General features: G+C 66.2%; 24 protein-coding genes and 1 tRNA gene. 14 read left to right on the top strand and 11 right to left on the bottom strand.

The window, feature by feature from the left end; translation table 11 throughout:
* Positions 1-23 precede the first annotated feature (23 nt).
* A complete protein-coding gene (nadD, locus tag K7I12_RS07015; RefSeq protein ID WP_031382946.1) occupies positions 24-719 on the bottom strand; it encodes a nicotinate-nucleotide adenylyltransferase in 696 nt (231 codons plus the stop codon).
* Complete coding sequence (locus K7I12_RS07010; protein WP_031382945.1) at positions 700-1,977, bottom strand: glutamate-5-semialdehyde dehydrogenase; 1,278 nt, start codon at positions 1,975-1,977, stop codon at positions 700-702. The genes nadD and K7I12_RS07010 overlap by 20 nt, the downstream gene beginning before the upstream one ends.
* A 149-nt stretch (positions 1,978-2,126) precedes the next feature.
* Between K7I12_RS07010 and K7I12_RS07005 the strand changes: the two genes are divergently transcribed.
* The 3 genes from K7I12_RS07005 to K7I12_RS06995 are packed head-to-tail and all read left to right on the top strand — an operon-like array spanning position 2,127 to position 5,338.
* Positions 2,127-2,984: a hypothetical protein gene (locus K7I12_RS07005; protein WP_031382944.1), complete on the top strand. Its 858-nt coding sequence runs from the start codon at positions 2,127-2,129 to the stop codon at positions 2,982-2,984.
* Positions 2,985-3,935: a diguanylate cyclase domain-containing protein gene (locus K7I12_RS07000; RefSeq protein ID WP_051907364.1), complete on the top strand. Its 951-nt coding sequence runs from the start codon at positions 2,985-2,987 to the stop codon at positions 3,933-3,935. It abuts the gene before it with no gap.
* 26 nt (positions 3,936-3,961) lie between these two features.
* Complete coding sequence (locus K7I12_RS06995; RefSeq protein WP_231663671.1) at positions 3,962-5,338, top strand: bifunctional DedA family/phosphatase PAP2 family protein; 1,377 nt, start codon at positions 3,962-3,964, stop codon at positions 5,336-5,338.
* Positions 5,339-5,361: 23 nt separating this feature from the next.
* On the opposite strand, the gene K7I12_RS06990 is transcribed toward K7I12_RS06995, so the two are convergent.
* From K7I12_RS06990 to mpl, 3 genes are read right to left on the bottom strand one after another with little or no spacing between them, the layout of a single operon-like run.
* Complete coding sequence (locus tag K7I12_RS06990) at positions 5,362-5,985, bottom strand: LysE family translocator (protein ID WP_031382941.1); 624 nt, start codon at positions 5,983-5,985, stop codon at positions 5,362-5,364.
* A complete protein-coding gene (locus K7I12_RS06985) occupies positions 5,985-6,608 on the bottom strand; it encodes a flavin prenyltransferase UbiX (RefSeq protein WP_031382940.1) in 624 nt (207 codons plus the stop codon). Before K7I12_RS06985 ends, K7I12_RS06990 begins: the two co-directional genes overlap by 1 nt.
* The gene (mpl, locus tag K7I12_RS06980; protein WP_031382939.1) at positions 6,601-7,968 is read right to left on the bottom strand and encodes a UDP-N-acetylmuramate:L-alanyl-gamma-D-glutamyl-meso-diaminopimelate ligase; all 1,368 of its coding nucleotides are present in this window, start codon (positions 7,966-7,968) and stop codon (positions 6,601-6,603) included. Before mpl ends, K7I12_RS06985 begins: the two co-directional genes overlap by 8 nt.
* Positions 7,969-8,351: 383 nt before the next feature.
* On the opposite strand from mpl, the gene K7I12_RS06975 reads away from it, so the two are divergent.
* The gene (locus K7I12_RS06975) at positions 8,352-9,611 is read left to right on the top strand and encodes a 6-phosphofructokinase (protein ID WP_031382938.1); all 1,260 of its coding nucleotides are present in this window, start codon (positions 8,352-8,354) and stop codon (positions 9,609-9,611) included.
* Between the two features lie 124 nt (positions 9,612-9,735).
* On the opposite strand, the gene K7I12_RS06970 is transcribed toward K7I12_RS06975, so the two are convergent.
* A complete protein-coding gene (locus K7I12_RS06970; protein ID WP_031382937.1) occupies positions 9,736-11,448 on the bottom strand; it encodes a bifunctional protein-serine/threonine kinase/phosphatase in 1,713 nt (570 codons plus the stop codon).
* Positions 11,449-11,603: 155 nt separating this feature from the next.
* On the opposite strand from K7I12_RS06970, the gene ppa reads away from it, so the two are divergent.
* Complete coding sequence (gene ppa / locus K7I12_RS06965) at positions 11,604-12,134, top strand: inorganic diphosphatase (protein WP_031382936.1); 531 nt, start codon at positions 11,604-11,606, stop codon at positions 12,132-12,134.
* 83 nt (positions 12,135-12,217) lie between these two features.
* On the opposite strand, the gene K7I12_RS06960 is transcribed toward ppa, so the two are convergent.
* Positions 12,218-13,381, bottom strand: a complete 1,164-nt coding sequence (locus tag K7I12_RS06960; protein WP_084173327.1) for a DUF2333 family protein — start codon at positions 13,379-13,381, stop codon at positions 12,218-12,220.
* Positions 13,382-14,036: 655 nt separating this feature from the next.
* On the opposite strand from K7I12_RS06960, the gene accB reads away from it, so the two are divergent.
* The 6 genes from accB (at position 14,037) to purH (ending at position 19,993) form a co-directional block, all read left to right on the top strand.
* Positions 14,037-14,513 (top strand): acetyl-CoA carboxylase biotin carboxyl carrier protein, encoded by a 477-nt coding sequence (gene accB, locus K7I12_RS06955; RefSeq protein WP_031382934.1) that lies wholly within the window; start codon positions 14,037-14,039, stop codon positions 14,511-14,513.
* Between the two features lie 29 nt (positions 14,514-14,542).
* Positions 14,543-15,883 carry an acetyl-CoA carboxylase biotin carboxylase subunit gene (accC, locus tag K7I12_RS06950; RefSeq protein WP_231663669.1) on the top strand — a complete coding sequence of 447 codons (1,341 nt, stop codon included), beginning with the start codon at positions 14,543-14,545 and terminating at the stop codon, positions 15,881-15,883.
* An 80-nt stretch (positions 15,884-15,963) separates the two neighbouring features.
* Complete coding sequence (gene prmA, locus K7I12_RS06945; protein WP_031382932.1) at positions 15,964-16,881, top strand: 50S ribosomal protein L11 methyltransferase; 918 nt, start codon at positions 15,964-15,966, stop codon at positions 16,879-16,881.
* A gap of 95 nt (positions 16,882-16,976) precedes the next feature.
* Positions 16,977-17,999 carry a tRNA dihydrouridine synthase DusB gene (gene dusB / locus K7I12_RS06940; RefSeq protein ID WP_051907363.1) on the top strand — a complete coding sequence of 341 codons (1,023 nt, stop codon included), beginning with the start codon at positions 16,977-16,979 and terminating at the stop codon, positions 17,997-17,999.
* On the top strand, positions 17,996-18,301 hold the full coding sequence (fis, locus tag K7I12_RS06935) for a DNA-binding transcriptional regulator Fis (protein WP_031382930.1): 306 nt from the start codon (positions 17,996-17,998) through the stop codon (positions 18,299-18,301). Before dusB ends, fis begins: the two co-directional genes overlap by 4 nt.
* Positions 18,302-18,400: 99 nt before the next feature.
* Positions 18,401-19,993 carry a bifunctional phosphoribosylaminoimidazolecarboxamide formyltransferase/IMP cyclohydrolase gene (gene purH / locus K7I12_RS06930; RefSeq protein ID WP_031382929.1) on the top strand — a complete coding sequence of 531 codons (1,593 nt, stop codon included), beginning with the start codon at positions 18,401-18,403 and terminating at the stop codon, positions 19,991-19,993.
* Between the two features lie 114 nt (positions 19,994-20,107).
* Here the strand turns inward: purH and K7I12_RS06925 are convergent, their stop codons facing one another.
* The 4 genes from K7I12_RS06925 to K7I12_RS06910 all read right to left on the bottom strand — a co-directional run bounded on the left by K7I12_RS06925 (position 20,108) and on the right by K7I12_RS06910 (position 23,957).
* Complete coding sequence (locus K7I12_RS06925) at positions 20,108-20,311, bottom strand: putative motility protein (protein ID WP_231663667.1); 204 nt, start codon at positions 20,309-20,311, stop codon at positions 20,108-20,110.
* Positions 20,312-20,420: 109 nt separating this feature from the next.
* A complete protein-coding gene (locus tag K7I12_RS06920; protein ID WP_231663664.1) occupies positions 20,421-21,878 on the bottom strand; it encodes an NAD-dependent succinate-semialdehyde dehydrogenase in 1,458 nt (485 codons plus the stop codon).
* A gap of 346 nt (positions 21,879-22,224) precedes the next feature.
* Entirely contained in the window at positions 22,225-23,208 is a 984-nt protein-coding gene (locus tag K7I12_RS06915; protein ID WP_231663661.1) for a serine/threonine protein kinase, read from the bottom strand.
* A 68-nt stretch (positions 23,209-23,276) separates the two neighbouring features.
* Entirely contained in the window at positions 23,277-23,957 is a 681-nt protein-coding gene (locus K7I12_RS06910; RefSeq protein ID WP_231663659.1) for a ComF family protein, read from the bottom strand.
* Positions 23,958-24,168: 211 nt separating this feature from the next.
* Between K7I12_RS06910 and K7I12_RS06905 the strand changes: the two genes are divergently transcribed.
* The 3 genes from K7I12_RS06905 to K7I12_RS06895 all read left to right on the top strand — a co-directional run bounded on the left by K7I12_RS06905 (position 24,169) and on the right by K7I12_RS06895 (position 25,096).
* A tRNA-Leu gene (locus K7I12_RS06905) sits at positions 24,169-24,253 on the top strand.
* Positions 24,254-24,471: 218 nt separating this feature from the next.
* On the top strand, positions 24,472-24,618 hold the full coding sequence (locus K7I12_RS06900) for a hypothetical protein (protein WP_201448173.1): 147 nt from the start codon (positions 24,472-24,474) through the stop codon (positions 24,616-24,618).
* A gap of 214 nt (positions 24,619-24,832) precedes the next feature.
* The gene (locus K7I12_RS06895) at positions 24,833-25,096 is read left to right on the top strand and encodes a hypothetical protein (RefSeq protein ID WP_150113077.1); all 264 of its coding nucleotides are present in this window, start codon (positions 24,833-24,835) and stop codon (positions 25,094-25,096) included.
* Positions 25,097-25,103 lie beyond the last annotated feature (7 nt).

Here is a 25,103-nt window from a genome sequence, read left to right as displayed (position 1 = left end):
AACAGTCTAGTCAGACCGCCATTCTACCCCGACGGTTCCAACGACCGATAAAGATTGCGTGAGCGAACATAGTCTTCCACCGCTTCCGGCAACAGATAGCGTACGCTGCGGCCCGCGGCCAGGCGTGTGCGCAACCCGGTGGCGGAGATCGCCATGCGGCTGGGCAGCCTCACGTGCAACACGCCGCCCGCCGGCCGACGCAACAGCGCCTCGGCATCCGCCGCTTCGCGACCGGCGACGAGCCGCGCCAGGGCAGCGGGCAGCGGGCCCCGATGACCGGGACGCTCGATCACCACCACGTGCGCCAGCTCGAACAAGCGCTGCGGCTCGCGCCATTCATGCAGCCTGAGGAAGGCATCCATCCCCACGCTCATCACCAGGCGCGCCTGCTCGCCGTAGTCGCGACGCAGCGAAGCCAGGGTCTCGCCGCTGTAGGAAGGGCCGTCGCGATCCAGCTCCCGGGCGTCGGCGACCAGCCCCGGGGTATCGCCGATGCCGGCCTCGAGCATCGCCAGGCGCTCGGCGGCCGAAACTCCCGGCGCTTCCCGGTGCGGCGGTACATGGGCGGGCAGCATATGGACCCGATCCAGCGCCAGGCACTCGCGCAGTTCGACGGCACTGCGCAGATGCCCCAGATGCACTGGGTCGAACGTACCGCCGAACATGGCGATGCGCGGCGCGGCGTCGCCCGAAATGCGGTCACTCACGGATCTGGCCATCGCCCAGCACGATGTACTTGCGGGTCGTGAGACCTTCGAGGCCCACCGGCCCCCGGGCGTGCAGCTTGTTGGTGGAGATGCCGATCTCGGCACCCAGGCCGTATTCGAAACCATCGGCGAAGCGCGTCGAGGCGTTGACCATCACCGAGCTGGAATCGACCTCGGCAAGGAACCGCCGGCTCAGCGTATAGGATTCGCTGACGATGGCATCGGTGTGGTGCGAACCGTAGCGCTCGATGTGCGCGATGGCGGCATCGATGCCATCGACCACACGGATCGCCAGCACCGGGGCCAGGTATTCCGCCGACCAGTCGGCCTCTTCGGCGGCCTTGATTCCCGGCAGCAACTCACGGGTACGCTCACAGCCGCGCAGCTCGACGCGGTGTTCGGCGTATGCCGCGGCCAGCTCGGGCAGCAGCTCGCCGGCCACCGGCGCATCGATCAGCAGCGTTTCCAAGGTATTGCAGGTGCCGTAGCGTTGCGTCTTGGCATTGACGGCGATCGCCAGCGCCTTGTCGCGATCGGCGCTGGCATCGATGTACACATGACACACCCCGTCGAGATGCTTGATCACCGGCACCTTCGCATCGCGCGCCACCCGCTCGATCAACGACTTGCCGCCGCGCGGAATAATCACGTCGACATACTCGGGCATGGCGATCAACTCCCCCACCGCGGCGCGATCTGTCATCGCCACCACCTGCACCGCGCTTTCCGGCAACCCGGCATCGGCGAGCCCGGCGACGATGCATTCGGCGATCGCCGCGTTGCTCTCGCGGGCCTCGGAGCCGCCGCGCAGGATGCAGGCATTGCCCGACTTGAGACACAGGCTGGCCGCCTCGAGCGTGACGTTGGGACGCGACTCGTAGATGATCCCGATCACCCCCAGCGGCACGCGCATCTGGCCGACCTGGATGCCGCTCGGCCGGGTTCGCAGATCGTCGATCGCACCCACCGGGTCGGGCAGCGCGGCGACCTGGTGCAGGCCTTCGATCATCGCCTCGATGCGCGCCTCGCTGAGCGCCAGCCGATCGAGCAGCGCCGCGTCCAGCCCCGACGCCCGTGCGCGCTCCAGATCGCTTTCGTTGGCGGTCAGCAGCGCCTCGCGGGAGGCCGCGAGGCGCGCCGCCATGGCCGCCAGCGCGGCATTCTTGGCCGCGCTGGTGGCACGCCGCAATTGACTGCTGGTACGGCGCGCCTCGCGACCCAGCTGTTGCATGTAGGAGGCGACATCGGTCGTCGCGAACTGTGGTGACATGTCCGAAAAGTCTCCATCGGCCTGCCGCACGCCACCAGGGCCGGTGCGTCGGGCGCAGGGTTGGCGAAAAAGTCAGATACGAGTCGCCGCCGGGGGGCGGGTATCGTACAGTGTCCGCTACTCGGAAAGGAGCACAATAGTAAGCCACCATGGAGCGCAAGTTCAAAGAAGGCCCCTATCGGCTGATCGTCTGGCTGACCGCCCTGTCGATCCTCGCGTTGGCGCTGGTCTGGCGGGGCGAGTCGGCCGCGCCGGTACTGGTCGTCGGTGCCTTGTTGCTGGTGATAGTCACCCATGCCCGGCCGGGCGGCATCCATCTCGCCAACGCCTGGCTACCGGCCTTGCTGGCGCTGGTGCTGACGCTGGTGCTGGCGCTCGACCCTCAATATTTCCTGCTGTGGCTATGGGCCTGGGTGGCCGTGCTGGCCTTGCCGCAGCCCCCATGGTTGCTGGCGCTCAACGCCGCACTCGCGACACTTAGCTACTTCGACAGCCGCACCGCGTTTCCCATCGAACAGGGAGTGCTCGCCGGGCTGCTGCTGGCCACCCTGGGGTTGCTGGCGATTGCCCGCAGCCTGAGTCTGCAGGCCAGCTGGCGCACTCAGCATCGCTATGCGGAGCGCATCCCGGACGCCATGTTCTGGTCACGCCATCAGCTCGAGCAGGACCTGCCCGAGGAGACCGCTCGCTGCCAGCGCGAGAAGACCCATGGCATGCTGGTGCTGGTGCGCCAGAAGAGCCGCACATCGACACTGGCGCGCCTGCTGGTCGACCATACCCGCAGCTACGAAAGCGGCTATCAGCTCGACCGACACGTCCTCGCCGCGCTGCTGATCAGCCGCGACGCCACGGAGGGCGGCCAGCGCCGCGACGCCTTGAAAGCGGCACTGCCGGGCATCAGCCAGGCTCGCTTCGTCACGCTGGCGCCGGGGCTCGAGCTGGCCGGACAGCTACGCGCCCTGGCCCACCAGTCGCGTCCGTTGATCGTGCTCGAGGAGTCAGCCTGAATGGCTTACGACGACCGCTCGCGCCTGGCCGATTGGTTGTTCCGCCTGGTCTACGTCAGTGGCGTGGTGCTGATGGGCAGCTATGCGCTGTGGCAGTACATGATGGGCCACTACAGCGATATCCTGCTGCCGGCGATACTGACCCTGATGCTCGGCGGGGCGCTGTTCGTACGCTGGGTCAATGCCGAGTTCCGCCGCCTGCCCATCTATCTGGTGCTGATCAGTTGCTACCTGATCGTCGCCATCGACCTGGCCCACCAGCAAGCCACGCTATCGCTATTCTGGCTGGGCCTGCCGCCGGTACTGACGCTGTTGCTGCTGCCGCTCGCCCCGGGGCTGCTGCTGAGCCTGTTCCTGACTCCGGTGTGGCTTGCCATCGCCGCCCCCGACCTGACGCTGGGGCCGGCGGCATTGGCCTACCTGACGCTGCTGGGCATGGCCTCGTTGCCCGGCTGGCTGGGCCATCGTCATGCCCAGCAGTGCGATCGATCGGTACGCCGAGATCGCGATTGCTGCGCGCTGTCGCGCGAAACCCTCGAACGCCGGATGGCCGCCGAGGTCGAGCGGGCCAAGGCACTCAGGCGTCCGCTTGCCGCCCTGGTCATTCACCTCCCCCAACTGGAAATGGCCGACGAGCAGTTCGGCCGCCCGCTGCTGCACGCCCTGCTCGATCGCATCTGCCAGACAATCCAGGCCAACTCGCGCCAGCACGATCTGCTGGGTCGTCAGCAGGGCTCGTTGTTCTGGCTGCTGCTGCCGGACACCGGGGAAGCCGGCGCACTGATCGTCCGCGAGCGCCTGCTGCATGCGCTGAATCGTGAAGTCATCGCCGAGACCGGCACCCTGCAGTCGCGGATTCAAGTTTGCCGCCTACACGCCGGTGAAACTCGCCAGCATTTCGAACAGCGCCTGCTGAGCGCGGGCCTCAAACTGATGGAGCCCGCCCTTTGAGCATGACCGAATGGATAAGTGGCTTCATGCCCTCACCCAACTGGCTTTTTCTGATCGTCGCCGGCATCTCGCTGATCGAGTCGCTGGCCGTCGTCGGTCTGCTGGTGCCCGGCGTGATCTTGATCACCGCCGCGGCCTCGCTGGCCGGTCACTACGATCTGGCGATCTTCGCCCTGCTCGCCGCGGCCTTCGTCGGCGCGGTGATCGGCGATGGGCTCAGCTTTGCGTTCGGCTATTACCAGCGCCAGCGCATTCCACAGTTGCGACCGTTTCGTAACCACCCCGAATGGCTGGCCCGCGGCGCGCGCTTCTTCCATCGCTATGGCGTGCTGTCGGTATTGATCGGCCGTTTCGTCGGTCCGGTGCGCCCGATCATCCCGCTAATCGCCGGAATGCTGCACATGCGACCGACCACGTTCCTGTGGTCCAACATCGGTTCGGCACTGCTCTGGGCACCGATCTATGTACTGCCAGGCTACCTGCTGGGCAGCACCTGGCAGCAATTGCTCGACATGCCCAGCAGCAGCCGACGCTGGCTGGTGCTGCTGGCGATACTCGTCGTCGCGCTGGCGATCGTCTTCTCGTTGCTGCGCAGCCAGCTTACCCGCCAGGGACGTGGCTATCGGTTGCTCGCCGGGCTGGCGCGCCGTCATCCACGACTGCGCCGCCTGTGGCTTTGGCTACGCACCACACGCCCCGAAGCGGAACTGCCGCTGGCCTCGCTGGCGCTGGCGCTGATCAGCCTGGCGGCGCTGTCCGGCTGGACGCTGTGGGTATTGGAGCAAAGCGGCCCGCTGCCCATGGATCGGCAACTGCAGGCCCTGCTGGGGGATCTATCACTCGCCCCCCTGGTAGCTGTCGCCGAATGGATGGCCAAGGCCGGCGACACGTTCGGCGTGCTCGCCCTGACGGCCCCCTGGGCGGTATGGCTGGCGCACCGCCGGGCCTATGCCGTACTGCTGCATATGGCCGGTGCGCTGGGCGGCATCGCGCTGGCCAATACGCTGTTCAAGCAGTTGGCCGGACGCGTGCGGCCCGATACGCCCGATTACCTGATCGGCTCGTTTTCCTACCCCAGCGCGCATGTCTCGACCGCTGTGGTGCTCTATGGACTGACCGCGGCGTTCGTCGCCGACCGACTGCCCCCGCGACATCGGGCACCGGCCTACTGGCTGGCGATTCTGATCAGCGTTCCCATGGCGCTGTCGCGGCTGGTGATTGGCGTGCACTGGCTCAGCGACCTGATTGGCGGCGCCCTGCTCGGCCTGCTGGCCTGTGCGCTGGTACGCCTCAGTTATCACAGCTTTGCGCGGCACATGCCACCACCGGCCCCCTGGAAAATCCTGTCGCTGGCCTCGCTTGCGCTGCTAGTCGGTCGCATCCTGTGGCTGCCAAACGCCTGATCGGCATCACGTCCGACCGGCTCCTAACCCAGCGCCAGCCAGACCCCGACACCCACCATCAGCGTGCCGGCGAGGCGATTGAGCAGCCGGACGTTGCCGCTCTTGGCGAGCAGATGGCTGGCGGTGCGCCCGCCAGTGGCGTAGAGCAGCAAGCTGCACAGCTCGAGGGTCAGGATCATCCCGACCAGTACCGCCAGCTGCGGGGCCAGTGGCAGGTCGGTATCGAGAAACGGCGGCAGCAGGGCAATGAAGAACGCCCAGCCCTTGGGATTGGCGACTGCGGTGACAAACCCCTGGGAAATCAGTTGCCAGCGCGAGACATCGCGTACCGCGGCGGGCTCGCTGGGAATCGCCATGCGTCCCCGCGAGCGCCACATCATTACCCCCAGATACACCAGGTAGGCGCCGCCCAGCCACTTGAAGGCAGCGAATGCCAGCGGTTGCCGCAACATCAGCGTCGCCACGCCGGCCCCCGCCGCCACGGCGACCAGGCCGACCCCGACCAGTTCACCGATCATCATCCACAGCGCGCGGCGAACGCCGAGGGTCATCCCCAGCACCATCGACAGCGTCATGCACAGGCCCGGAGTCAACGAGACCATGAAGAAGGTGGGGATGAATACCGACAGCAGCGACAGATTGACGATCACTGCGGTTCTCCCCAGCGCGGTATCAAACGATGCTCGATACCCAATTGATTGAGGATCCGCGCGACGATGAAGTCGATCAGCGCCTCGACGCGGGTCGGACGATGGTAGAAGCCCGGCGCCGCGGGCAGGATCACCGCACCCTGCCGGGTCAGCGCCAGCATGTGCTCGAGATGGATCGCCGACAATGGCGCCTCGCGCGGCACCAGGATCAACCGGCGGCGCTCCTTGAGCGCGACATCGGCGGCGCGCTCGATCAGGTTGTTGCTGGCGCCGGTGGCGACCGCCGACAGCGTGCCCGTCGAACACGGGCAGATCACCATGGCCGTCGACGCCCCGGAGCCCGAGGCCACCGGCGCCATCCAGTCCTCGCGGCCGAAACAGCGGATCTGCCCGTCGGCGGCGCCGCTGCGGGCGGTCAGCGCCTCGCCGAGCCTGGCCGGCTGAGCCGGCAGGCGCACGTCGGTCTCGGTGACGATCACCATGTGCGCCGCCTTGGAGATCATCACCCAGACTTCGTGCTCGGCCGCCACCAGGCATTCGATCAGGCGCAGCCCGTATTGCGCGCCGGAGGCTCCGGTCAGCGCGACGGTCACCGGTGGCTTGAACGTCGCCTCAGCCATGCCGCGCCTCCAGGGCCGCCAGCAGTTTTTCGTGGATGCCGCCGAAGCCGCCGTTGGACATCACCACGATGCGATCTCCAGGCTGCGCCTCGTCGACCAGCGCAGCGACCAGCGCAGCGATGCCGTCGACCCGCTGCGCCGGCACCGGACTGGTTTCGAGCAGCTCGTCCAGCGACCAGTCGAGCTCGGGCGGCTGGTACCACCAGACCCGGTCGGCCTCGGCGACGCTCTCGGCCAGCCGCGAGCGCAGCGTGCCCAGGCGCATGGTGTTCGAGCGCGGCTCGATCACCGCCAGCAGGCGTCCCAGCGGAGTGGCGGCACGCAATCCCTGGAGCGTGGCGGAAATCGCCGTAGGATGGTGGGCGAAATCGTCGATGACCTGGATGCCGGCGATCTCGCCGCGCACCTCCTGGCGTCGTCGCGGTGACTCAAAGCGTGCCAGCGTGGCGCAGCCGCGTGCCAGGTCCACGCCACAGGTCGCCGCCGCGGCCAGCGCGGCGAGCGCATTGCGGGCGTTGTGCACGCCGCTCAGCGACCAGTCGACCACCGCATCCTCGCCGTCGTGAATGACCCGAAAACGGCTGGCGTCGTCACGCTCCAGCTCCAGCCGCCAGGCGCTCTCTTCGGCATCGCCGAAGCGCTCCAGGGGCGTCCAGCAGCCCATCTTCACGACCCGTTCGAGCGCCGGTTCGCCATCGGCGACCAGCAGCCGGCCATCGCCAGGAACGGTACGCACCAGATGATGGAACTGGCGCTCGATGGCTGCCAGATCGGCGAAGATATCCGCGTGATCGAACTCCAGGTTGTTGAGCACCGCGACATCCGGGCGGTAATGCACAAACTTGGAGCGCTTGTCGAAAAACGCCGTGTCGTATTCGTCGGCCTCGATCACGAACGGCGCGTCGTCTCCGCCGAGGCGCGCCGAGACGCCGAAGTTGCGCGGCACCCCGCCGATCAGAAACCCCGGCGCGAGCCCCGCGCTCTCCAGCAGCCAGGCCAGCAAGCTGGCGGTGGTGGTCTTGCCGTGGGTACCGGCCACCGCCAGCACCCGTCGTCCGGGCAATACGTGCTCGGCCAGCCACTGCGGCCCCGAGACGTAGCTCAGCCGCGCGTTGAGCAGCGCCTCGATTTCGGGGTTGCCGCGGGACAGGGCGTTGCCGACGATCACCTGATCGGGTCGCGGCTCGAGGTTGGCCGCGGCGTAGCCGTCCATCAGCGCGATATCGGCGGCTTCGAGCTGGGTGCTCATCGGCGGATAGACGTGGGCATCGGAGCCGCTGACGGTGTAGCCCAACTCGCGCGCGAGCAGCGCCAGACTGCCCATGAAGGTGCCGCAGATTCCGAGGATGTGCACGTGCATGACGGGGTCTCCAGCCCTGAAGTATGGCTGGCGGCGGCTCGTTTCAGCGAACCGCTCACCGGCGCGTGAGCCTAGCATGACGCCACAGCCGCTGCCATATGCCGCCAGCCGCGCCCCAGGGCTATCGCCGTTGAACTAATGAGGGCGCCGGGGACAAACCGAAGTGGAGGTCCGACGCCATGGATGGCGTCGGTAGCGTACATGGAGGTATTTACAGCGCCTCCACGCGGGCTTGTCGACGGGTCAGCCCGAGCGTAACCGCTATCTGCCAGCCCTGCAGCCGCGCCCCAGGGCTGCCGTGCAGCAGCGGGCGCTTTCGGCTATGATGCACAGCCATCCCACCGCGCGTAATCCCTATAAAAGCAGGAGCAAAGGAAGCCCCTATGGCCCAGCACAACGCCTTCTACGCCCAGTCAGGCGGGGTAACCGCCGTGATCAATGCCAGCGCCTGCGGCGTGATCGAGACGTGCCGTCGCCACAGCGACCGGATCGGCAAGGTCTACGCCGGACACAACGGCATCATCGGCGCCCTGACCGAGGATTTGATCGACGTTTCCCAGGAAAGCGACGAAGCGATCGCTGCCTTGCGCCACACGCCGGGCGGCGCGTTCGGCTCGTGTCGCTACAAGCTCAAGGACATCGAGAGCCACCGCACCCAGTACGAGCGTCTGATCGAGGTGTTCAAGGCTCACGATATCCGTTACTTCTTCTACAACGGCGGCGGCGACAGCGCCGACACCTGCCTCAAGGTCTCGCAGCTCTCCGAGAAGATGGGCTACCCGCTGACCGCGATCCATGTGCCCAAGACGGTCGACAACGATCTGCCGATCACCGACAACTCGCCGGGCTTCGGCAGCGTCGCCAAGTACATCGCCACCTCGACCCGCGAGGCGGCGCTCGACATCGCCTCTATGTGCGCCACCTCGACCAAGGTCTTCGTGCTCGAGGTGATGGGCCGCCATGCCGGCTGGATCGCCGCCGCCGGCGCGCTGGCCGGCAACGGCGAAGGCCAGCCGCCGCACCTGGTTATCTTCCCCGAGATTCCCTTCGAACGCACCAAGGTGATGGCCCGCGTCGAACAGGCGGTGAAGGACTACGGCTACTGCGTGATCGTGGTTTCCGAGGGGGCGCGCTATGCCGACGGCACCTTCCTGGCCGACGCCGGCAACACCGACGCCTTCGGCCACCGCCAGCTGGGTGGCGTGGCGCCGACGCTGGCCGGCATGGTCAAGCAGGACCTGGGCTACAAGTATCACTGGGCGGTCGCCGACTACCTGCAGCGCGCCGCGCGCCACCTGGCCTCGAAGACCGACGTCGAGCAGGCCTACGCGGTCGGCAAGAAGGCCGTGGAACTGGCGCTGGCCGGCAACAACGCGATGATGCCGGCCATCAAGCGGATCAGCGACTCGCCCTACGAGTGGCGCATCGAGGCCGCGCCGCTGGCCGAGGTCGCCAACAAGGAGAAGTACATGCCGCGCGACTTCATTCGCGAGGATGGCTTCGGCATTACCGCCTCCTGCCGGCGCTACCTCTCGCCGCTGATCCAGGGTGAAGATTTCCCACCGTTCGAGAACGGCCTGCCCATGGTGGCCAAGCTTAAGCTGGCCAAGGTCGCGCGCAAGCTGCCCGAGTTCACGCTGTAAGGCTTGTCGTAGCCCGTAGCTTACGAGCCTCGGGCTTCGAGCCGCGAACCCAAAAACTCACCAGCGCTTGTCGTAGCCCGTAGCCCGTAGCCCGTAGCCCGTAGCCCGTAGCCCGTAGCGGAAATTATTTCAGCAGCCAGGAGAGCACCAGCAGCAGCAACAGCAGTCCAGCAATCCCCTGCCAGAGGCCGGCCGGTGTACCGGTCGCCACGCGCTCATCGCCGCCGCGCTGGCGCGGATCGCGCAGCGCCACCAGGAATTCGGACAGCCGCCGAAAGCGCAACGCACGCTGCGGGTCCAGGGCGCGGCGCAGAGCGTCGTCGAGCGCCGCCGACACCGCCGGGTTGCGGCTGCGCGCGCTGCGGTACGTCATCTGCTCGAGTCCGGTATGGCTACGCAACTCGCCCGGCGACCGGTCGTAGGGCACGTCACCGGTCAACAGCCAGTAGACGGTCGATGCCAGCGCGTATTGGTCGCTGCGCCGGCCGACCTCGTCGCCCAGTGCGTATTCCGGCGCGCTGTGCACGCCGAGACCCACTTCGCGAGCCAGTTCGCGCGCCTTGCCGCTCTCGCCGTCGCGCCGGAAACAGGCGCTGAAATCGCTCAACACCACCTGGCCATGCGGATCGATGAGGACGGTGTCGGGATGGATCTGCTGGTGCAGCACGTCGCGCCTGTGCAGGGCCTGCACCGCCTTGGCCAGTTGGCGGGCGATATCCAGCCGCTGGGCCAGGCTGGCCTGGGGATGACGCCGCAGCCAGTCGCTGAGCGACTCGCCGCGCACATCCACCATCAGGTAATAGAGGTGTCGGCGCGGTCGCGGCAGTTCGACCAGCTTGGCGACGAACGGCGAACTGACCCGCTCGGCGACCCATTGCTGCAGCAGGAAATGCTCGAGATAGGCATTGCGGCTGGAAAGTTCGGGACTCGGCGCCCGCAGCAGCATCTCGCTACGGCTGCGCTCGTCGCGCACCCGGTAGACCCGCGACTGGGCATTACGCGACAGCACGTCCAGCACCTCCAGCCCGTCGAGACGCTCGCCGACCGCCAGTTCCGAGGGTACCGGTAGACTGCCGAGATGCACGTCGACCGTGGCCGAGTCGAGCTCGGGCAAGCGATCGATGCGCACCAACTGAAAACAGAATTGCTCGGCGCCGTAGCCACGTTCACCGGCCCGCGCCTGGGCGGCTTCGGCCAGGCGCTCGCAGGCGGCGTCGAGATTGCTGACATCGGCGCGAATCAACTGCACGAAATCCGACGGCATCAAGGTGCCACGCACCGCCCGGGTGGTGAACAGGAACAGATCGCCCTGCTTGAGTGGCAGCTGCGCGTAATCGATGTCCAGATTGCCGTCGAGCCCCAAGGCCCGTGAGGGGTAACGATAGCCGCCCAGGTCGGTGACGTGGTCGCGGGTGAGCTGCTCGAATTCGGCGCCGCGCAGACGAAACACCAGCGTATCGCCCATGTGGAAGAGATGCGCGTCGCGGCCACGCAGGACCATCAGCGACATCGAGCTGACGTAGCTGCCCCCCTCGATGTAGCTGCTCTGACTGTAGCTCCAACTATTCAGGGCCCGCAGTACGCGCGTCGCCGAGGTCTTGACGTCCCAATGCGCCGGCGTGGAATAGTAGTCGGCGAGAAAGCCGCGCACGCTGAGATCGCCGGCCTGCTTGGCGATGGCGTTGCGCCAGATGGAGTCGCTGATCAACGCGCTGACGCCCTTGCTCTGCAGCATCTCGCCCTCGGTGACCAATACCGACATGGAGCTACGATGGCGCCGCCGCTCCGGGGCGACGAAGGCCTGGCCGTAACTCAGGGACAGTGCTTGTTCCGCCAAGTGTCGTTCTCCTTGCAGGTGGCCGCGGCGCGCCCATCATACACTGTGAGGGAGTCACCTTCGCCTCGTCCCGGCGACGGATTGGTAATCCCCCGGGGCAGTTCGTATAATCCGCCCCATTTCGCCTTCAAGCCGCAAAACGCAAGGATTCGACGATGAGCTTCAATCAGATTCCCGCTGGAAAGGACCTGCCCAACGACGTCTATGTGGCGATCGAGATCCCGGCCAATCACGCCCCGATCAAGTACGAGATCGACAAGGAAATGGACGCCCTGGTCGTCGACCGCTTCATGGCCACGCCGATGTTCTATCCGGCCAACTATGGCTTCATTCCCAACACCCTGGCCGACGACGGCGACCCGCTCGACGCGCTGGTCGTCACCCCGCATCCGCTACAGCCGGGCAGCGTGATCCGCGCGCGTCCGGTGGGCGTGCTCAACATGACCGACGAAGCTGGCGAGGATGCCAAGCTGATCTGCGTGCCGCATCACAAGCTGTCGTCGCTGTACGACGACGTGCATGAAGTCACCGACCTGCCCGAGCTGCTGCGCCAGCAGATCGCCCACTTCTTCGAGAACTACAAGGATCTCGAGAAGGGCAAGTGGGTCAAGGTCGAGTCCTGGGACAACGCCGAAGCCGCGCGCAAGGCCATCGAGAAATCGGTCGCCGCCTACGCCAAGCAGTAAGCGCTACCGGCCAACCCGTCGCTCCGGCAGTAATCAAAGCGCCGCTCTCGGAGCGGCGCTTTTCGGTTGGGCGAGACTCGCGCTCATTGCTGCACCCGGGCCGGGGCCGCGTCGCTGCTATCGCCACCAGTATCATTCTGGCCACCTTCACTCGGCTTGCCACCGGCTTCGGAACCGCCTTGAGAGGCTCGGCCCGCTTCGCTATTCGATGATGCAGTGGGCGCTGCCGGCTGCGAGTCGCTTTTCGGCGCCGTCACCTCGACCCCCTGCACGCTGCCCGCGAGCTGTCCCGTCAGTTCGGCGACGGCCTGGGTATAATTGGCAAGTACCAGCGAATGGTTGGCGAAGATGCCGAAGCCGGAGCCGTTGAGAATCACCGGGCTCCAGACCCGCCGCTGAGCCAGTTCAAGTTCGGCGATCAGCCGCTCCAGCGTGGTGTTGGCGCTGGCCTTGCCGAGCACCTCGGCGTAATCGAGCCGGGCCGCCTTGAGCAACTGCAACAGGCCCCAGGCATCGCCACGGGCTTCGAAGAACACGTTGTCGATACGAAACCAGGGCGTGGCCTCGGGCAATGCGGCGTCGTCGACACCCAGTTCGCGCAACGCCTCGGGGTCGTCGACGCTCGCCAGCAATTGCTGGGTCAGCCCCGAGAAGCGCCGACTGACGGCATCCAGCCAACCGGCCAGGCCCTCGCCAGTGGCGGCAAAGCCATTGCCACCGCGAAGCATACCGTTCAAGTAGCTGGCAAGCGCACCCTGGGCCTGGCTGTAGCGCTTTTCGGCCGCCGGATACAGCCAGTCCTCACTATCCGATTGCAACGCCTTGCTGGCACTCTCCAGGGCGTCCGCGCCCGCGGGACTCATCGCCGGCAGAGCCTTGGCGAGGATGCGCAGCTGGGTGAGCACGCCATATTCCCAACTGGGCATGTTGTCCAACCAGACCCCGGGCAGCAGCATGTCGTTGCGCAGCCAGCCGCCCGGCTTTTCCAGCAACGTGTCCAGGGACGTCAGCATGCTCGCCGTCAACCGCGCGCCACGCGGCAGTTCGGCATCTGCCGGCGCCCCCAGCCACTGCGTGGTGGCCTGGTCGACATCGAAGGGCTCGGGGCGCTGGCTCCACCAGATGCCCAGTACCAGACTGACCAGCAGATAGATCGCCAGCAGGACCAGCAAGGGTTTCCAGATCCAGCCGTATTCGGGGCGCTCGAGCACCTCGGTGCGGCGTTTGCGGTTGCCAAACAGGGCCATGGGCACGACGTCCTTGGGCGTGACGGTTGAGAAGAAGGCGTTTACTCGCAGGGTATCCTATCATGGCGCTGGCGGCGTACCCGCCCGACCAACGCAGCGCTTTCGTTGATGCACGCCGGCCAGCACGGTGCTGCCATCGATCGGGTAGAACTCGCCGACTGCGCCATGATCGCATGCTGGCGCTGAGCTCAAGGACTCCCTGCCAATGCCTCGCCCGTTGTTGCCGGCACGTGCAAGCGTTCAAGGCTGCGCTCCAGTCGTGATGGACGCGGCTGAACGCGCCTTCTTGCACCCTTCCGGGCCAAGGAAACGCTGTTCACGGCCGGCTGGACAATGCCGGGGTTTTTCGGCAAACTTCGCCGACATCGGCATAAACGACGTTCACAAGCGCGATCTTGTCATCAACTGACGTGATCTGAACGAATTCGGGACAAGTTAACAGCATCATTAACGACCCTTTTGCCGAACTGCATTTTGTCCACGGTTCATGTCCGCGAGCCCCTCCGTCAGCCCTTCTTTTTATCCGACGCGGCGGTGAGCATGATCGATGGACTTGGCGCCAAGGGTCATGGCCCGGCGTCGGAAGCGGCGCTGGTGCGTCTCGCCCAGGCGGGCCAGCGTCACCAGCCTCACTCACCGCAATAGAGACACCGACATGGATATTCGCAAGGTCAAGAAACTGATCGAACTGCTGGAAGAATCCAATATCAGCGAGATCGAGATCCAGGAAGGCGAGGAATCGGTGCGCATCAGCCGTCACCCCAACGGCACGCCCAGCCAGCCGACCATGTATCAACCCCACTGGGGCCCGGCGCCGAGCCAGCCGAACTATCCGGCCACCGGCGGCGAAGCGGCACCCAGCGCGTCCATGGAAGCTCCGACACCGGCGCAGCCGGCCGGGCATGCGGTGACCTCGCCGATGGTCGGCACCTTCTACCGCTCGCCGGCACCGGGCGCCAAGGCGTTCGTCGAAATCGGCCAGAGCGTCAAGCAGGGCGAGACGATCTGCATCGTCGAGGCGATGAAGATGATGAACCAGATCGAAGCCGACAAGGATGGCGTCATCGAGGCAATCCTGGTCGAGGACGGCGAACCGGTCGAATTCGACCAGCCGATGCTGCTCATCTCCTGATCCACTCGACAACTCTGGCGGACCCCATCATGTTGGACAAGGTACTCATCGCCAACCGCGGCGAGATCGCTCTACGCATCCTGCGCGCCTGCAAGGAACTGGGCATCCGCACCGTGGCGGTTCATTCCAAGGCCGACCGCGAGCTCATGCATGTGCGTCTGGCCGACGAAGCGGTGTGCATCGGCCCGGCCTCCTCGGCGCAATCCTATCTGAACATCCCGGCGCTGATCAGCGCCGCCGAGGTCACCGACGCCAGCGCCATCCACCCCGGCTACGGCTTCCTCTCGGAAAACGCCAACTTCGCCGAGCAGGTCGAGCGTTCGGGCTTCGTGTTCATCGGCCCGCGCGCCGAGACCATTCGCCTGATGGGCGACAAGGTCAGCGCCATCGAGTCGATGAAGAAGGCCGGCGTGCCCACCGTGCCCGGCTCCGACGGCGCCCTGCCCGACGACGACGATGCCGTGCTGGCGACCGCGCGGCGGATCGGCTACCCGGTGATCATCAAGGCCGCCGCCGGCGGCGGCGGTCGCGGCATGCGCGTGGTGCACAGCGAGGCCAACCTGCTGTCGGCGGTCAGCGTGACCCAGAGCGAGGCCAACAGCGCCTTCGGCGATGGCACCGTGTACATGGAGAAGTTCCTCGAGGAGCCCCGCCACGTCGAGGTTCAGGTGCTCGCCGATGGCCAGGGCAACGCCATTCACCTCTTTGATCGCGATTGCTCGCTGCAGCGCCGTCACCAGAAGGTGCTCGAGGAAGCCCCCGCCCCGCACATCGACCCCGAGGCCCGCGCCCAAGTGCTCAAGGCCTGCACCGATGCGTGTCTCGAGATCGGCTATCGCGGCGCCGGCACCTTCGAGTTTCTCTACGAGAAGGGCCAGTTCTTCTTCATCGAGATGAACACCCGCGTGCAGGTCGAGCATCCGGTCACCGAGATGGTCACCGGCGTGGATATCGTCAAGCAGCAGCTGCTGATCGCCTCCGGCCAGCCGCTGTCGATCCGCCAGCAAGACGTCGAGGTCAAGGGCCACGCCTTCGAGTGCCGCATCAACGCCGAGGACGCCCGCACCTTCATGCCCTCGCCCGGCAAGGTCACGCTCTATCATGCCCCCGGCGGGCTCGGCGTGCGCATGGACTCGCACCTGTATACCGGCTACAGCGTGCCGCCGCACTACGACTCGCTGATCGGCAAGCTGATCACCTGGGGCGCGGACCGCACCAACGCCCTGACGCGCATGCGCAATGCCCTCGACGAGCTGCTGGTCGAAGGCATCAAGACCAATATCGATCTGCAGAAGGATCTGGTTCGCGACAGCGCCTTCCAGCAGGGTGGCGTCAATATCCATTATCTGGAAAAGAAACTCGGCGGCTAAAGCGCCGGCTTCTTGACAGGCGGCGCGGCTCCGGATCGCGCCGCCTGCGTTTTCAGACCCACCGATTAGGAGCAGCCACCATGCCCTGGTTGCAACTCAAGGCCCGCATCGCCCCCGACCAGGCCGAGCTCCTCGAGGAGCTGCTGCTCGACGAGGGCGCTTCGGCGATCACCCTGCAGGACGCCCACGACGACCCGGTCTTCGAACCCGAACGCGGCAGCACGCCGCTGTGGCAGGAAACCGTGCTGACCGGGCTCTACGACGACCTCGAAGGCATCGACGCGATGCTCGAGCGCGTCCACCACGGCTGGTCGCTGGCCATGGGCGACGAGCCCTGCCCGAGCATCGAGTACGAACTGCTCGCCGATCGCGACTGGGAACGCGAATGGATGGACGGTTTCGAGCCGCTGCCGATGGGCGAACGGCTGTGGATCGTGCCCAGCTGGCACGACGCCCCCGACGCCGATGCGGTCAATCTGCGCCTCGACCCCGGGTTGGCCTTCGGCACCGGCACCCACCCGACCACCGCGCTGTGCCTGGGCTGGCTCGACGAGCAGAGCGTCGCCGGCACCCTCGAGGGTTGCCGGGTGCTCGACTACGGCTGCGGCTCGGGAATCCTGGCGATCGCCGCGCTCAAGCTCGGCGCGCCAAAGGCCACCGGCACCGACATCGATCCGCAGGCGCTCACCGCCAGCCGCGACAATGCCGAACACAACGCCATCGACGAGACGACGTTCATGCTGTGCCTGCCCGAGCGGCTGCCCGACGAGCGCTTTCAGATCGTGCTCGCCAACATTCTCGCCGGGCCGTTGGTCGAACTGGCCCCGGCGATCGCCGGTCACGTCGAACCCGGCGGCCGGCTGGTGCTCTCGGGCATCCTTGCCCACCAGGCCGACGACGTGCTCGATGCCTATCGCGACCAGGACTTGATCATGCACCAGCCGCGCGAGCGCGACGGCTGGGTGTGCCTGACCGGCGAGCGCCCGAGCGGCGGCTGAGCGAGCCAATACGCGACAGGTTGGCGGACCAGCCTTCAGTCTGCCCCGGCAGGTGGGTATCATAGGCGGTCCGCTTGAGCCGAGTCCCGAACACGATGCCCGCTACCGCACGCGGCGAGCCGCCCGCCATAGGTCGATTCCAATTGCCCAACCGGGTGATCCTGGCGCCCATGGCCGGCGTCACCGACCGGCCGTTCCGCCAGCTCTGCCGGCAGTTGGGCGCCGGTCTGGTGGTCTCCGAGATGGTCACCTCGGACCCGCGGCTGTGGCATACCCGCAAGTCGCGGATGCGCCTGGATCATCACGGCGAACCCGGCCCGCGCAGCGTGCAGATCGCCGGCGGCGATCCCGAGATGCTCGCCGAGGCGGCACGCCTGAACGCCGAACAGGGCGCCCAGATCATCGACATCAACATGGGCTGTCCGGCCAAGAAGGTCTGCAACAAGGCTGCCGGCTCGGCATTGCTGCGCGACGAGAAGCTGGTCGCGGCGATTCTCGAGGCGGTGGTCGCCGCCGTCGAGGTCCCGGTGACGCTGAAGATTCGCACCGGCTGGTGCGAATCAAGCCGCAACGGCGTGCGCGTGGCGCGCCTCGCCGAAGCCGCCGGTATCCGTGCGCTGGCCGTGCACGGACGCACCCGCGAGCAGCGTTACAACGGCTTCGCCGAGTACGACACCATTGCCGAGATCAACGCTGCGGTGGGCATCCCGGTGTTCGCCAATGGCGACATCGACACTCCCGCCAAGGCCGCCGAGGTTCTCGACTATACTGGTGCGGATGCGGTCATGGTGGGTCGCGGCGCCCAGGGCAATCCCTGGATCTTCCGCGAGATCGACCATTTCCTGCGCACCGGAGAAATCCTGCCACCCGTCTCTCTCGACGAGCGGCGCAGGGTCATGCGCGAGCACCTCGATGCGCTGCATGGCTTCTACGGTGAGCACATGGGCGCAAGGATCGCACGCAAGCATATCGGCTGGTATCTCGCCACCCGCGAGGACGCCAAACCGCTGCGACAACGTTTCAATGCCCTGGACAGCGCCGAGGGGCAACGTTGTTTCGTGGATGAACTGTTTCGCCGGGCCACGGCGCCGGCAACCGAAGGGATCAGTGCAGCATGAACAGCAGGCAAGCCATCACTCCCGAACAGCTCGTAGGCGAGGAATCGCCGCTTTCCGCCACGCCCGCCCCCCGCGGCCAGACCCTGCGCGAAGCGGTCGACGATGCCATGCGGCGCTACTTCAGCCACCTCGAAGGCGAAGCCGTGACCGACCTGTATGCCATGGTCATGGCCGAAGTCGAGGCGCCGCTGCTCAACGCCGTGCTCGACTATGCCGGCGGCAACCAGACCCGCGCCGCCGACATGCTGGGACTCAACCGCGGCACCTTGCGCAAGAAGCTCAAGCAGTACGATCTGATCTGAGCACCGGCCGTTTTCACGGGGGAGCCAGCCGGCTCCCCCGTCGCGTTTAAAAGCCCAGGCCCTCGCCCTCGGCGGGGCCGACATCGAAGAGTGACTCTCATGGCCGAACAGCCCCACCACCCCCGTTCCCTGCCGGTCCGCCGCGCATTGATCAGCGTCTCGGACAAGACCGGCATCGTCGACTTCGCCCGCGAACTCGCCGAGCGCGGCGTCGCCCTGCTGTCCACCGGCGGTACCTACCGCCTGCTCAGCGACAATGGCATCAATGTCAGCGAAGTCTCCGAGCATACCGGCTTCCCGGAGATCATGGACGGCCGGGTCAAGACCCTGCACCCCAAGATCCACGGCGGCATTCTCGGCCGCCGGGGCCAGGACGACGCGGTGATGGCCGAGCACGACATCGCCCCGATCGACATGGTAGTGGTCAATCTCTACCCGTTCGCCCGGACCGTCGCCCGCCCCGACTGCACGCTGGAGGAGGCGATCGAGAACATCGATATCGGCGGCCCGACCATGGTCCGCGCCTGCGCCAAGAACCATGCCCACACCAGCATCGTCGTCAGTGCCGAGGATTATCGCCGAGTGCTCGACGAGATGGCGGCCAATGACGGCGCGGTCGGTGGCGAGCTGCGCTTCGATCTCGCCGTGAAGGCCTTCGAGCATACCGCCGGCTACGACGCGGCGATCGCCGATTATCTGGGCAGCCGCGTCGAGGGCGGCGAAGACGGCTTTCCGCGCACCTACAATCTGCAGTTTCACAAGAAGCAGGCGATGCGCTACGGCGAGAATCCCCATCAAGCGGCCGCCTTCTACGTCGAAGCCAACGCCAGCGAGGCCAGCGTCGCTACCGCCGTACAGCGCCAGGGCAAGGCGCTGTCCTACAACAACGTCGCCGACACCGATGCCGCCTTCGAATGCGTCAAGGCCTTCACCGAGGCCGCCTGCGTGATCGTCAAGCATGCCAACCCGTGCGGCGTGGCCACCGGCGCAACGCTTCACGAAGCCTATGAAAAAGCCTTCGCCACCGACCCGACCAGCGCCTTCGGCGGCATCATCGCCTTCAACCGGGCGCTGGACGCCGACACCGCGCGCGCGATCGTCGCCCGTCAGTTCGTCGAAGTGATCATCGCCCCCGGCGTCAGCGACGCGGCCGCGGCAGTCGTCGCCGACAAGAAGAACGTGCGGCTGCTCGACGTCGGCGCCAGCTGGCCCGGCGAGCGTGTCCACGCGCATGATTTCAAGCGTGTCACCGGCGGCCTGCTGGTCCAGGATCGCGATCTCGGCATGGTCGGTCGCGACGAGCTCCAGGTGGTCACCGAGCGCGCGCCCAGCGAGCAGGAACTGCGCGATCTGGCGTTCGCCTGGAAGGTCGCCAAGTACGTCAAGTCCAACGCCATCGTCTATGCCAGGGACGGCCGCACCGTCGGCGTCGGCGCCGGCCAGATGAGCCGCGTCTATTCGGCCCGGATCGCCGGCATCAAGGCCGCCGACGAAGGCCTCGAGGTGCCCGGCTCGGTAATGGCCTCGGATGCCTTCTTCCCGTTCCGCGACGGCATCGATGCCGCCGCCGCCGCCGGAATCACCGCGGTGATCCAGCCCGGCGGCTCGATGCGCGACCAGGAGGTGATCCACGCCGCCGACGAAGCCGGCATCGCCATGGTCTTCACCGGCATGCGCCACTTCCGCCACTGAGCCGCATGCCCTGGGCCTGGCGCCCAACAAAACGCCGCCCCTCGAAAGGGGCGGCGTTTTGCGTGCTATACCTCAGCGGCCTCGCGTATTGCACCGCCGAGCTTGCGGCGTTACTCAGGCGTAGGTATTGAGCTGCGTACCGATGCTGCCGACGCTGGCCAGTTTCGGCCCGTCGCCGACCGACTCCATCAGCTGGACGACTTGTGATGCCTGGGTGTCGAGTGACTGGCGGAGCAGCGACATCTGGGCGCTCTGGTCGGCATTGTACTGCTGCAGCGCGACGGCGGCACCGACGGTGTTGTTGATGCTCGAATCCATGCGCATACCTCTCGGGTAAAGGAACATTTCACCACGTTAGCATCCTCACGCGGCAAGGCAAGGGCGCGGCGGGCAGCCTCGTCAACGCTTGCCCGCCGTCGTACCGGATTCAGCCCAGGTCGAGGCACAGGTACTTGGTTTCGAGGAACTCCTCGAGCCCCTGATGGCCGCCCTCGCGGCCCAGGCCCGACTCCTTGACCCCGCCGAACGGCGCGGCGGCGTTGGAGATCAGCCCGGTATTGATTCCGACGATGCCGTATTCCAGCGCCTCCGAGACCCGCCACACCTGGCTCAGATCACGCGAATAGAAATACGCGGCAAGGCCGAACGGCGTGTCGTTGGCCATTTCCACGGCGTCCTCCTCGTCGTCGAACGGAAACACCGCGGCCAGCGGGCCGAAGGTTTCCTCGCGGGCGACCAGCATCTCGCTGGTCGCCTGGTTGACCAGCGTCGGGGTGAAGAAATTGCCGCCCAGCGGGTGGTGATTGCCGCCCAGCATCAACTCGGCGCCCTTGTCGACCGCGTCGCGGATGTGCCGGCTGACCTTCTCAACCCCATCGCTGTCGATCAACGGGCCGATGTTGACGCCCTCCTCGGTGCCGTCGCCGACGGTGAGCTCGCTGTTCATGGCGGCGGCGAGTTTCTCGCAGAAAGCGTTGACCACGCTCGACTGGACCAAAAAGCGGTTGACGCAGACGCAGGTCTGGCCGGCGTTGCGGAATTTCGAGGCCATCGCGCCCTCCACCGCGGCGTCCAGGTCGGCATCCTCGAAGACCAGGAACGGGGCGTTGCCGCCCAGTTCCAGCGAGATCTTCTGGACGTGCTGCGCGGCCTGCTCCATCAACCGTTGGCCGACCTCGGTCGAGCCGGTGAAGGTGATCTTGCGCACCAGCGGCGACTCGGTCAGCGCCCCGGCGATCTCGCTGGCACGCCCCGGCACCACGTTGAAGACCCCGCGCGGCACGCCGGCACGCTCGGCGAGCAGCGCCATGGCGGTGGCCGAGAACGGCGTCTGGCTGGCCGGCTTGACGACGATCGGACAGCCCGCCGCCAGCGCCGCGCCGACCTTGCGGGTGATCATCGCCGCCGGGAAGTTCCACGGCGTGATCGCGCCGACGACCCCGACCGGTTGCTTGATGACCATGATCCGTTGGTTGCTCTTGGCGCCGGGAATGGTCTCGCCGTAGATGCGCCGCCCCTCTTCGGCGAACCAGCGCAGGAAGCTCGCCGCGTAGACGATCTCGCCGGCGGCTTCCTTGAGCGGCTTGCCCTGCTCGAGGGTCATGATGCGCGCCAGCTCGTCCTGATTCTCGAGCATCAGCTCGTACCACTTCATCAGGATGTCGCCACGCTCCTGGGCGGTATGCGCGCGCCAGGCCGGCAGCGCGGCATGCGCCGCGTCGATCGCCCGCTCGGTCTCGGCGCGGCCCAGCCGCGGCACGCTGCCGATGATCTCGCCGGTGGCCGGGTTGTCGACTTCGATCTGCTCGCCGCTGTCGGCGGCGACCCAGCTGCCATCGATGTAGGCGAAGGGCCGGTACAGCGAATAGTCCTGCAGCGATTCCATGATGTTCTCCTTCCTGGAGGGCGCCCGCTCCGCGAATGCCCTGAAGCGTTACCCGGCCTGCGCGACGCCGGGCGTGACAATGGCTTGCAACTGAATGGCTTGCGACTGTGAATGTATATCCGGCAAGAGGGGTGACGTTATCGGTGGCTTCACCAACAAGCATAGCCTAGGATTTTGAGCGCCAGCCAGCCTAGCTCGCGCCGGCCGCGATCGTCGCGACGCAATCCGTTCAGGGCGGCGATCCCGAGCGGCATCATCGAAGCTGACCAGCATCCCCTCCAACGCTTACTCCGTGACCACGGCCGGTTCATGCTAAGCGCTTTGGTCGATGGACTCCAACCGCCGCTCAGGCCAGCCAGCGTGGCTGTTCGAGTGCGACGCGCTGCTGCTCGAGGGTGCGAATGTGCTGATCCCAGTACGCTTCGTCGGCGACCCAGGGAAAGGCGCGCGGAAACGCCGGGTCGCGCCAGCGTGCGACCAGCCAGGCGCTGTGGCGCATCAGCCGCAGGGTCCGCAGCGGCTCGATCCAGGCCAGTTCGCGGCGATCGAAATCGCAGTATTGCTCGTAGCCCTCCAGCAGCTCGGAGAGCTGCATCTGCCACTCCTGGTCGTTCTGGGCAGTCAGCATCATCCATAGATCCTGCACGGCCGGCGCCATGCAGCAGTCGTCGAAATCGACCAGCGCGAACTGCTCATCGCGCCCCAGAATATTGCCCAGATGGCAATCGCCGTGCACGCGAATCGCCGCCTGCGCCGGCCAGGCGCGCTCCGCCAGCGTGTTTTCCAAGGCCTCGCTGATGCGCTGGTAAGCGCGACGCTGGCGCTGGCTGAGCCATTCGCCGGCGAGCACCTGCTCGCGGCTGCTCACCGCCCAGCCAATCGGCTCGAGGGTCGGTCGCGTGGCGAACGGCGTTGCATCCGACACCGAGTGCACCCGGCCGATCAGTTCACCGAGGGCGAACAGGTGGGCAGGGTTCTCAAGCTCCGGGGCCTGACCCACGACGTGCGGGAACAGCGCGAAGCGAAAGCCCTCGTGCTCATGCAGACTCTCGCCGCCGGCGTCGCGCCAGGGCGCCGCCACCGGCACATCGGCGGCGGCCAGCTCGGCGAGAAAGGCATGCTCCTCGCGGATCTGCGCATCGCTCCAGCGGTCGGGACGATAGAACTTGGCAACCCAGCGGCGGCGCTCGTCGTCGTGGACCAGAAAGACCCGGTTTTCGTAGCTGTTGAGCGTGAACGGCTCGCCGGGCAGCCAGAATCCCAGTGCCTCGATGGCGGCAACGATGCGCTGCGGCGGCAGGTTCTCGAATGGGTGCGGGTTGGCGGCCATGCGGGCCTCCTCGATGAACGATGCCCGCATGCTAGCAGATCGCCACCCATCAACGTCAGCGCAGCCACTCAATGACCGAGCGGCGTGCGCGCCACTGCCCAGGCCTCGACATGACGAGCCCCGGCGCCGCGGCAGGCCACGGCCAGCGCGTCGAGCGAGGCGCCGGTGGTCATCACGTCGTCGACCAGCGCAATCCGCTCGGGCAATGCGGTCTCGACCGCGAAGGCGCCCTTGAGATTGCGCCGTCGCGCCAGGCGGTCAAGGCCGCGCTGCGAGGGCGTGGCGTGCAGCCGGCGCGGCTGGTACCAGGGCAATCCCAGCCGCGCGGCAAGGCGCTCGGTCAGCCAGGGGCCCGGATCGAAGCCCTGTTCCCGGGCACGCTGACGATGGCGCGGCAGAGCGATCAACAGTTCAGGCAATTGCTCCCTTTCGAGCCCCGCCAACGACTCGTTCATCAGGCTTACCAGCAAGTTGCCCGCGCGCGGGTCGTAGCCGAACTTGAAGCGACGCAGCAGCAGCGCGATCTCGTCTTCGTAGCGCAGGCCGATGCGCGCAACGGCAAACGCTGGAGGACGCCGCAGGCAGTGCCCGCAGTAGCGCGGAGACGCTTCCGGCAAGGGCTCGGCGCATTGCACACAGGCATGCCGGTTCCACGGCAGCACCGCCAGGCAGGGCCCGCACCATGGGACGTTCGGCATGCAGCGCGCCAGGCAGAACGCACAGCGCCCGGGCAGGGCGCGACGCAGCATCTTGTCAACCTGGTTAACAACCAGGGCTGGCTTCGGACCCATGCGCCCCGCCATCTCTGTCAACTTCATCATGAACAAAAGATCACTAATTGCTCGCAAGCCTGTGATGACCTTAACCGCGCCATCCTCCCGCGTCACGCTAGCCGCGCGGAACGGCAATTGACTTGGCCGACGCGGCCCGTACAATACGGGCGTTTCCTGCCCCCTATTTGCGGATGTGGTGGAATAGGTAGACACGCTAGATTTAGGTTCTAGTGCCGAGAGGCGTGGGAGTTCGAGTCTCCCCATCCGCACCATCTATGGGCCTGCAGGCCGCTTTACCAGAGCCTTTACCTATCTCAGAACTTGGCATTCTCAGTCCCCGCCAAGTCCCCATGCACTCCTGAGCACGGACGAGGCCAGCTAACGCTCTCCCCTCTCCCCTTGTTTCTATTCAGGCAATCGAATAGCGCTTGACGCAGACCCGCAAAGCCTCCATATGGTTATGTACAGGCATCGCATCAAGGAGATAGCCATGAAACGCATGCTCGGCGCAGCCGTTGCCAACTGGCTCAGGAATCCTCAGAACCGCGAGAAGGCCAAGCGCACGGCAAGGCAGTTATGGAGCAAGTATCAGAATCGCAAGGGCCCACCGCCAGGCAGCAATACGCCCACGAGATAAACCTACCGGCTGCGCTTCGGCTATGTGTCAGGCGCAGTCGAGTGCGCTACGCGTAGCGCCACCGCGCTGATCGCCGCCTGGGGCGTCGCGCTTCAAGACATGAGTTAGAACCGAGAGCTCACCATCAGATGGCCGAATCAAACTATTGTTTTTTAAGCAATGATTAATTACGTTAGCGCTTGCCATATAAATTCACCCACTACGCAGGGCAGTTATGGCAGTCTATTTAATAACGTATGAATTACACCTACCCATCGCCTACAACGCATTCCATGATCTGTTGGAATCCTTTCCCAATGCCACGGCGGTCGACTGCAGCGTACTCATAGAGGCCGATGCCACGGCTGCCGCTCTGATCGAACGCCTCCATCCGCATATCGGCGCTCACGATTCGCTCTTCGTATGTCAGATCGGCCGCGATTGGGCCGGCGTACAAGCGCGCTGCGGCAATTGGCTCGACGAGAGAGTCTATGGCTGAACCGACG

The organism is Halomonas sp. IOP_31 (assembly GCF_021151495.1).
Taxonomy (GTDB): domain Bacteria; phylum Pseudomonadota; class Gammaproteobacteria; order Pseudomonadales; family Halomonadaceae; genus Modicisalibacter; species Modicisalibacter zincidurans.
This window is presented reverse-complemented; position numbering and strand designations above follow the sequence as displayed.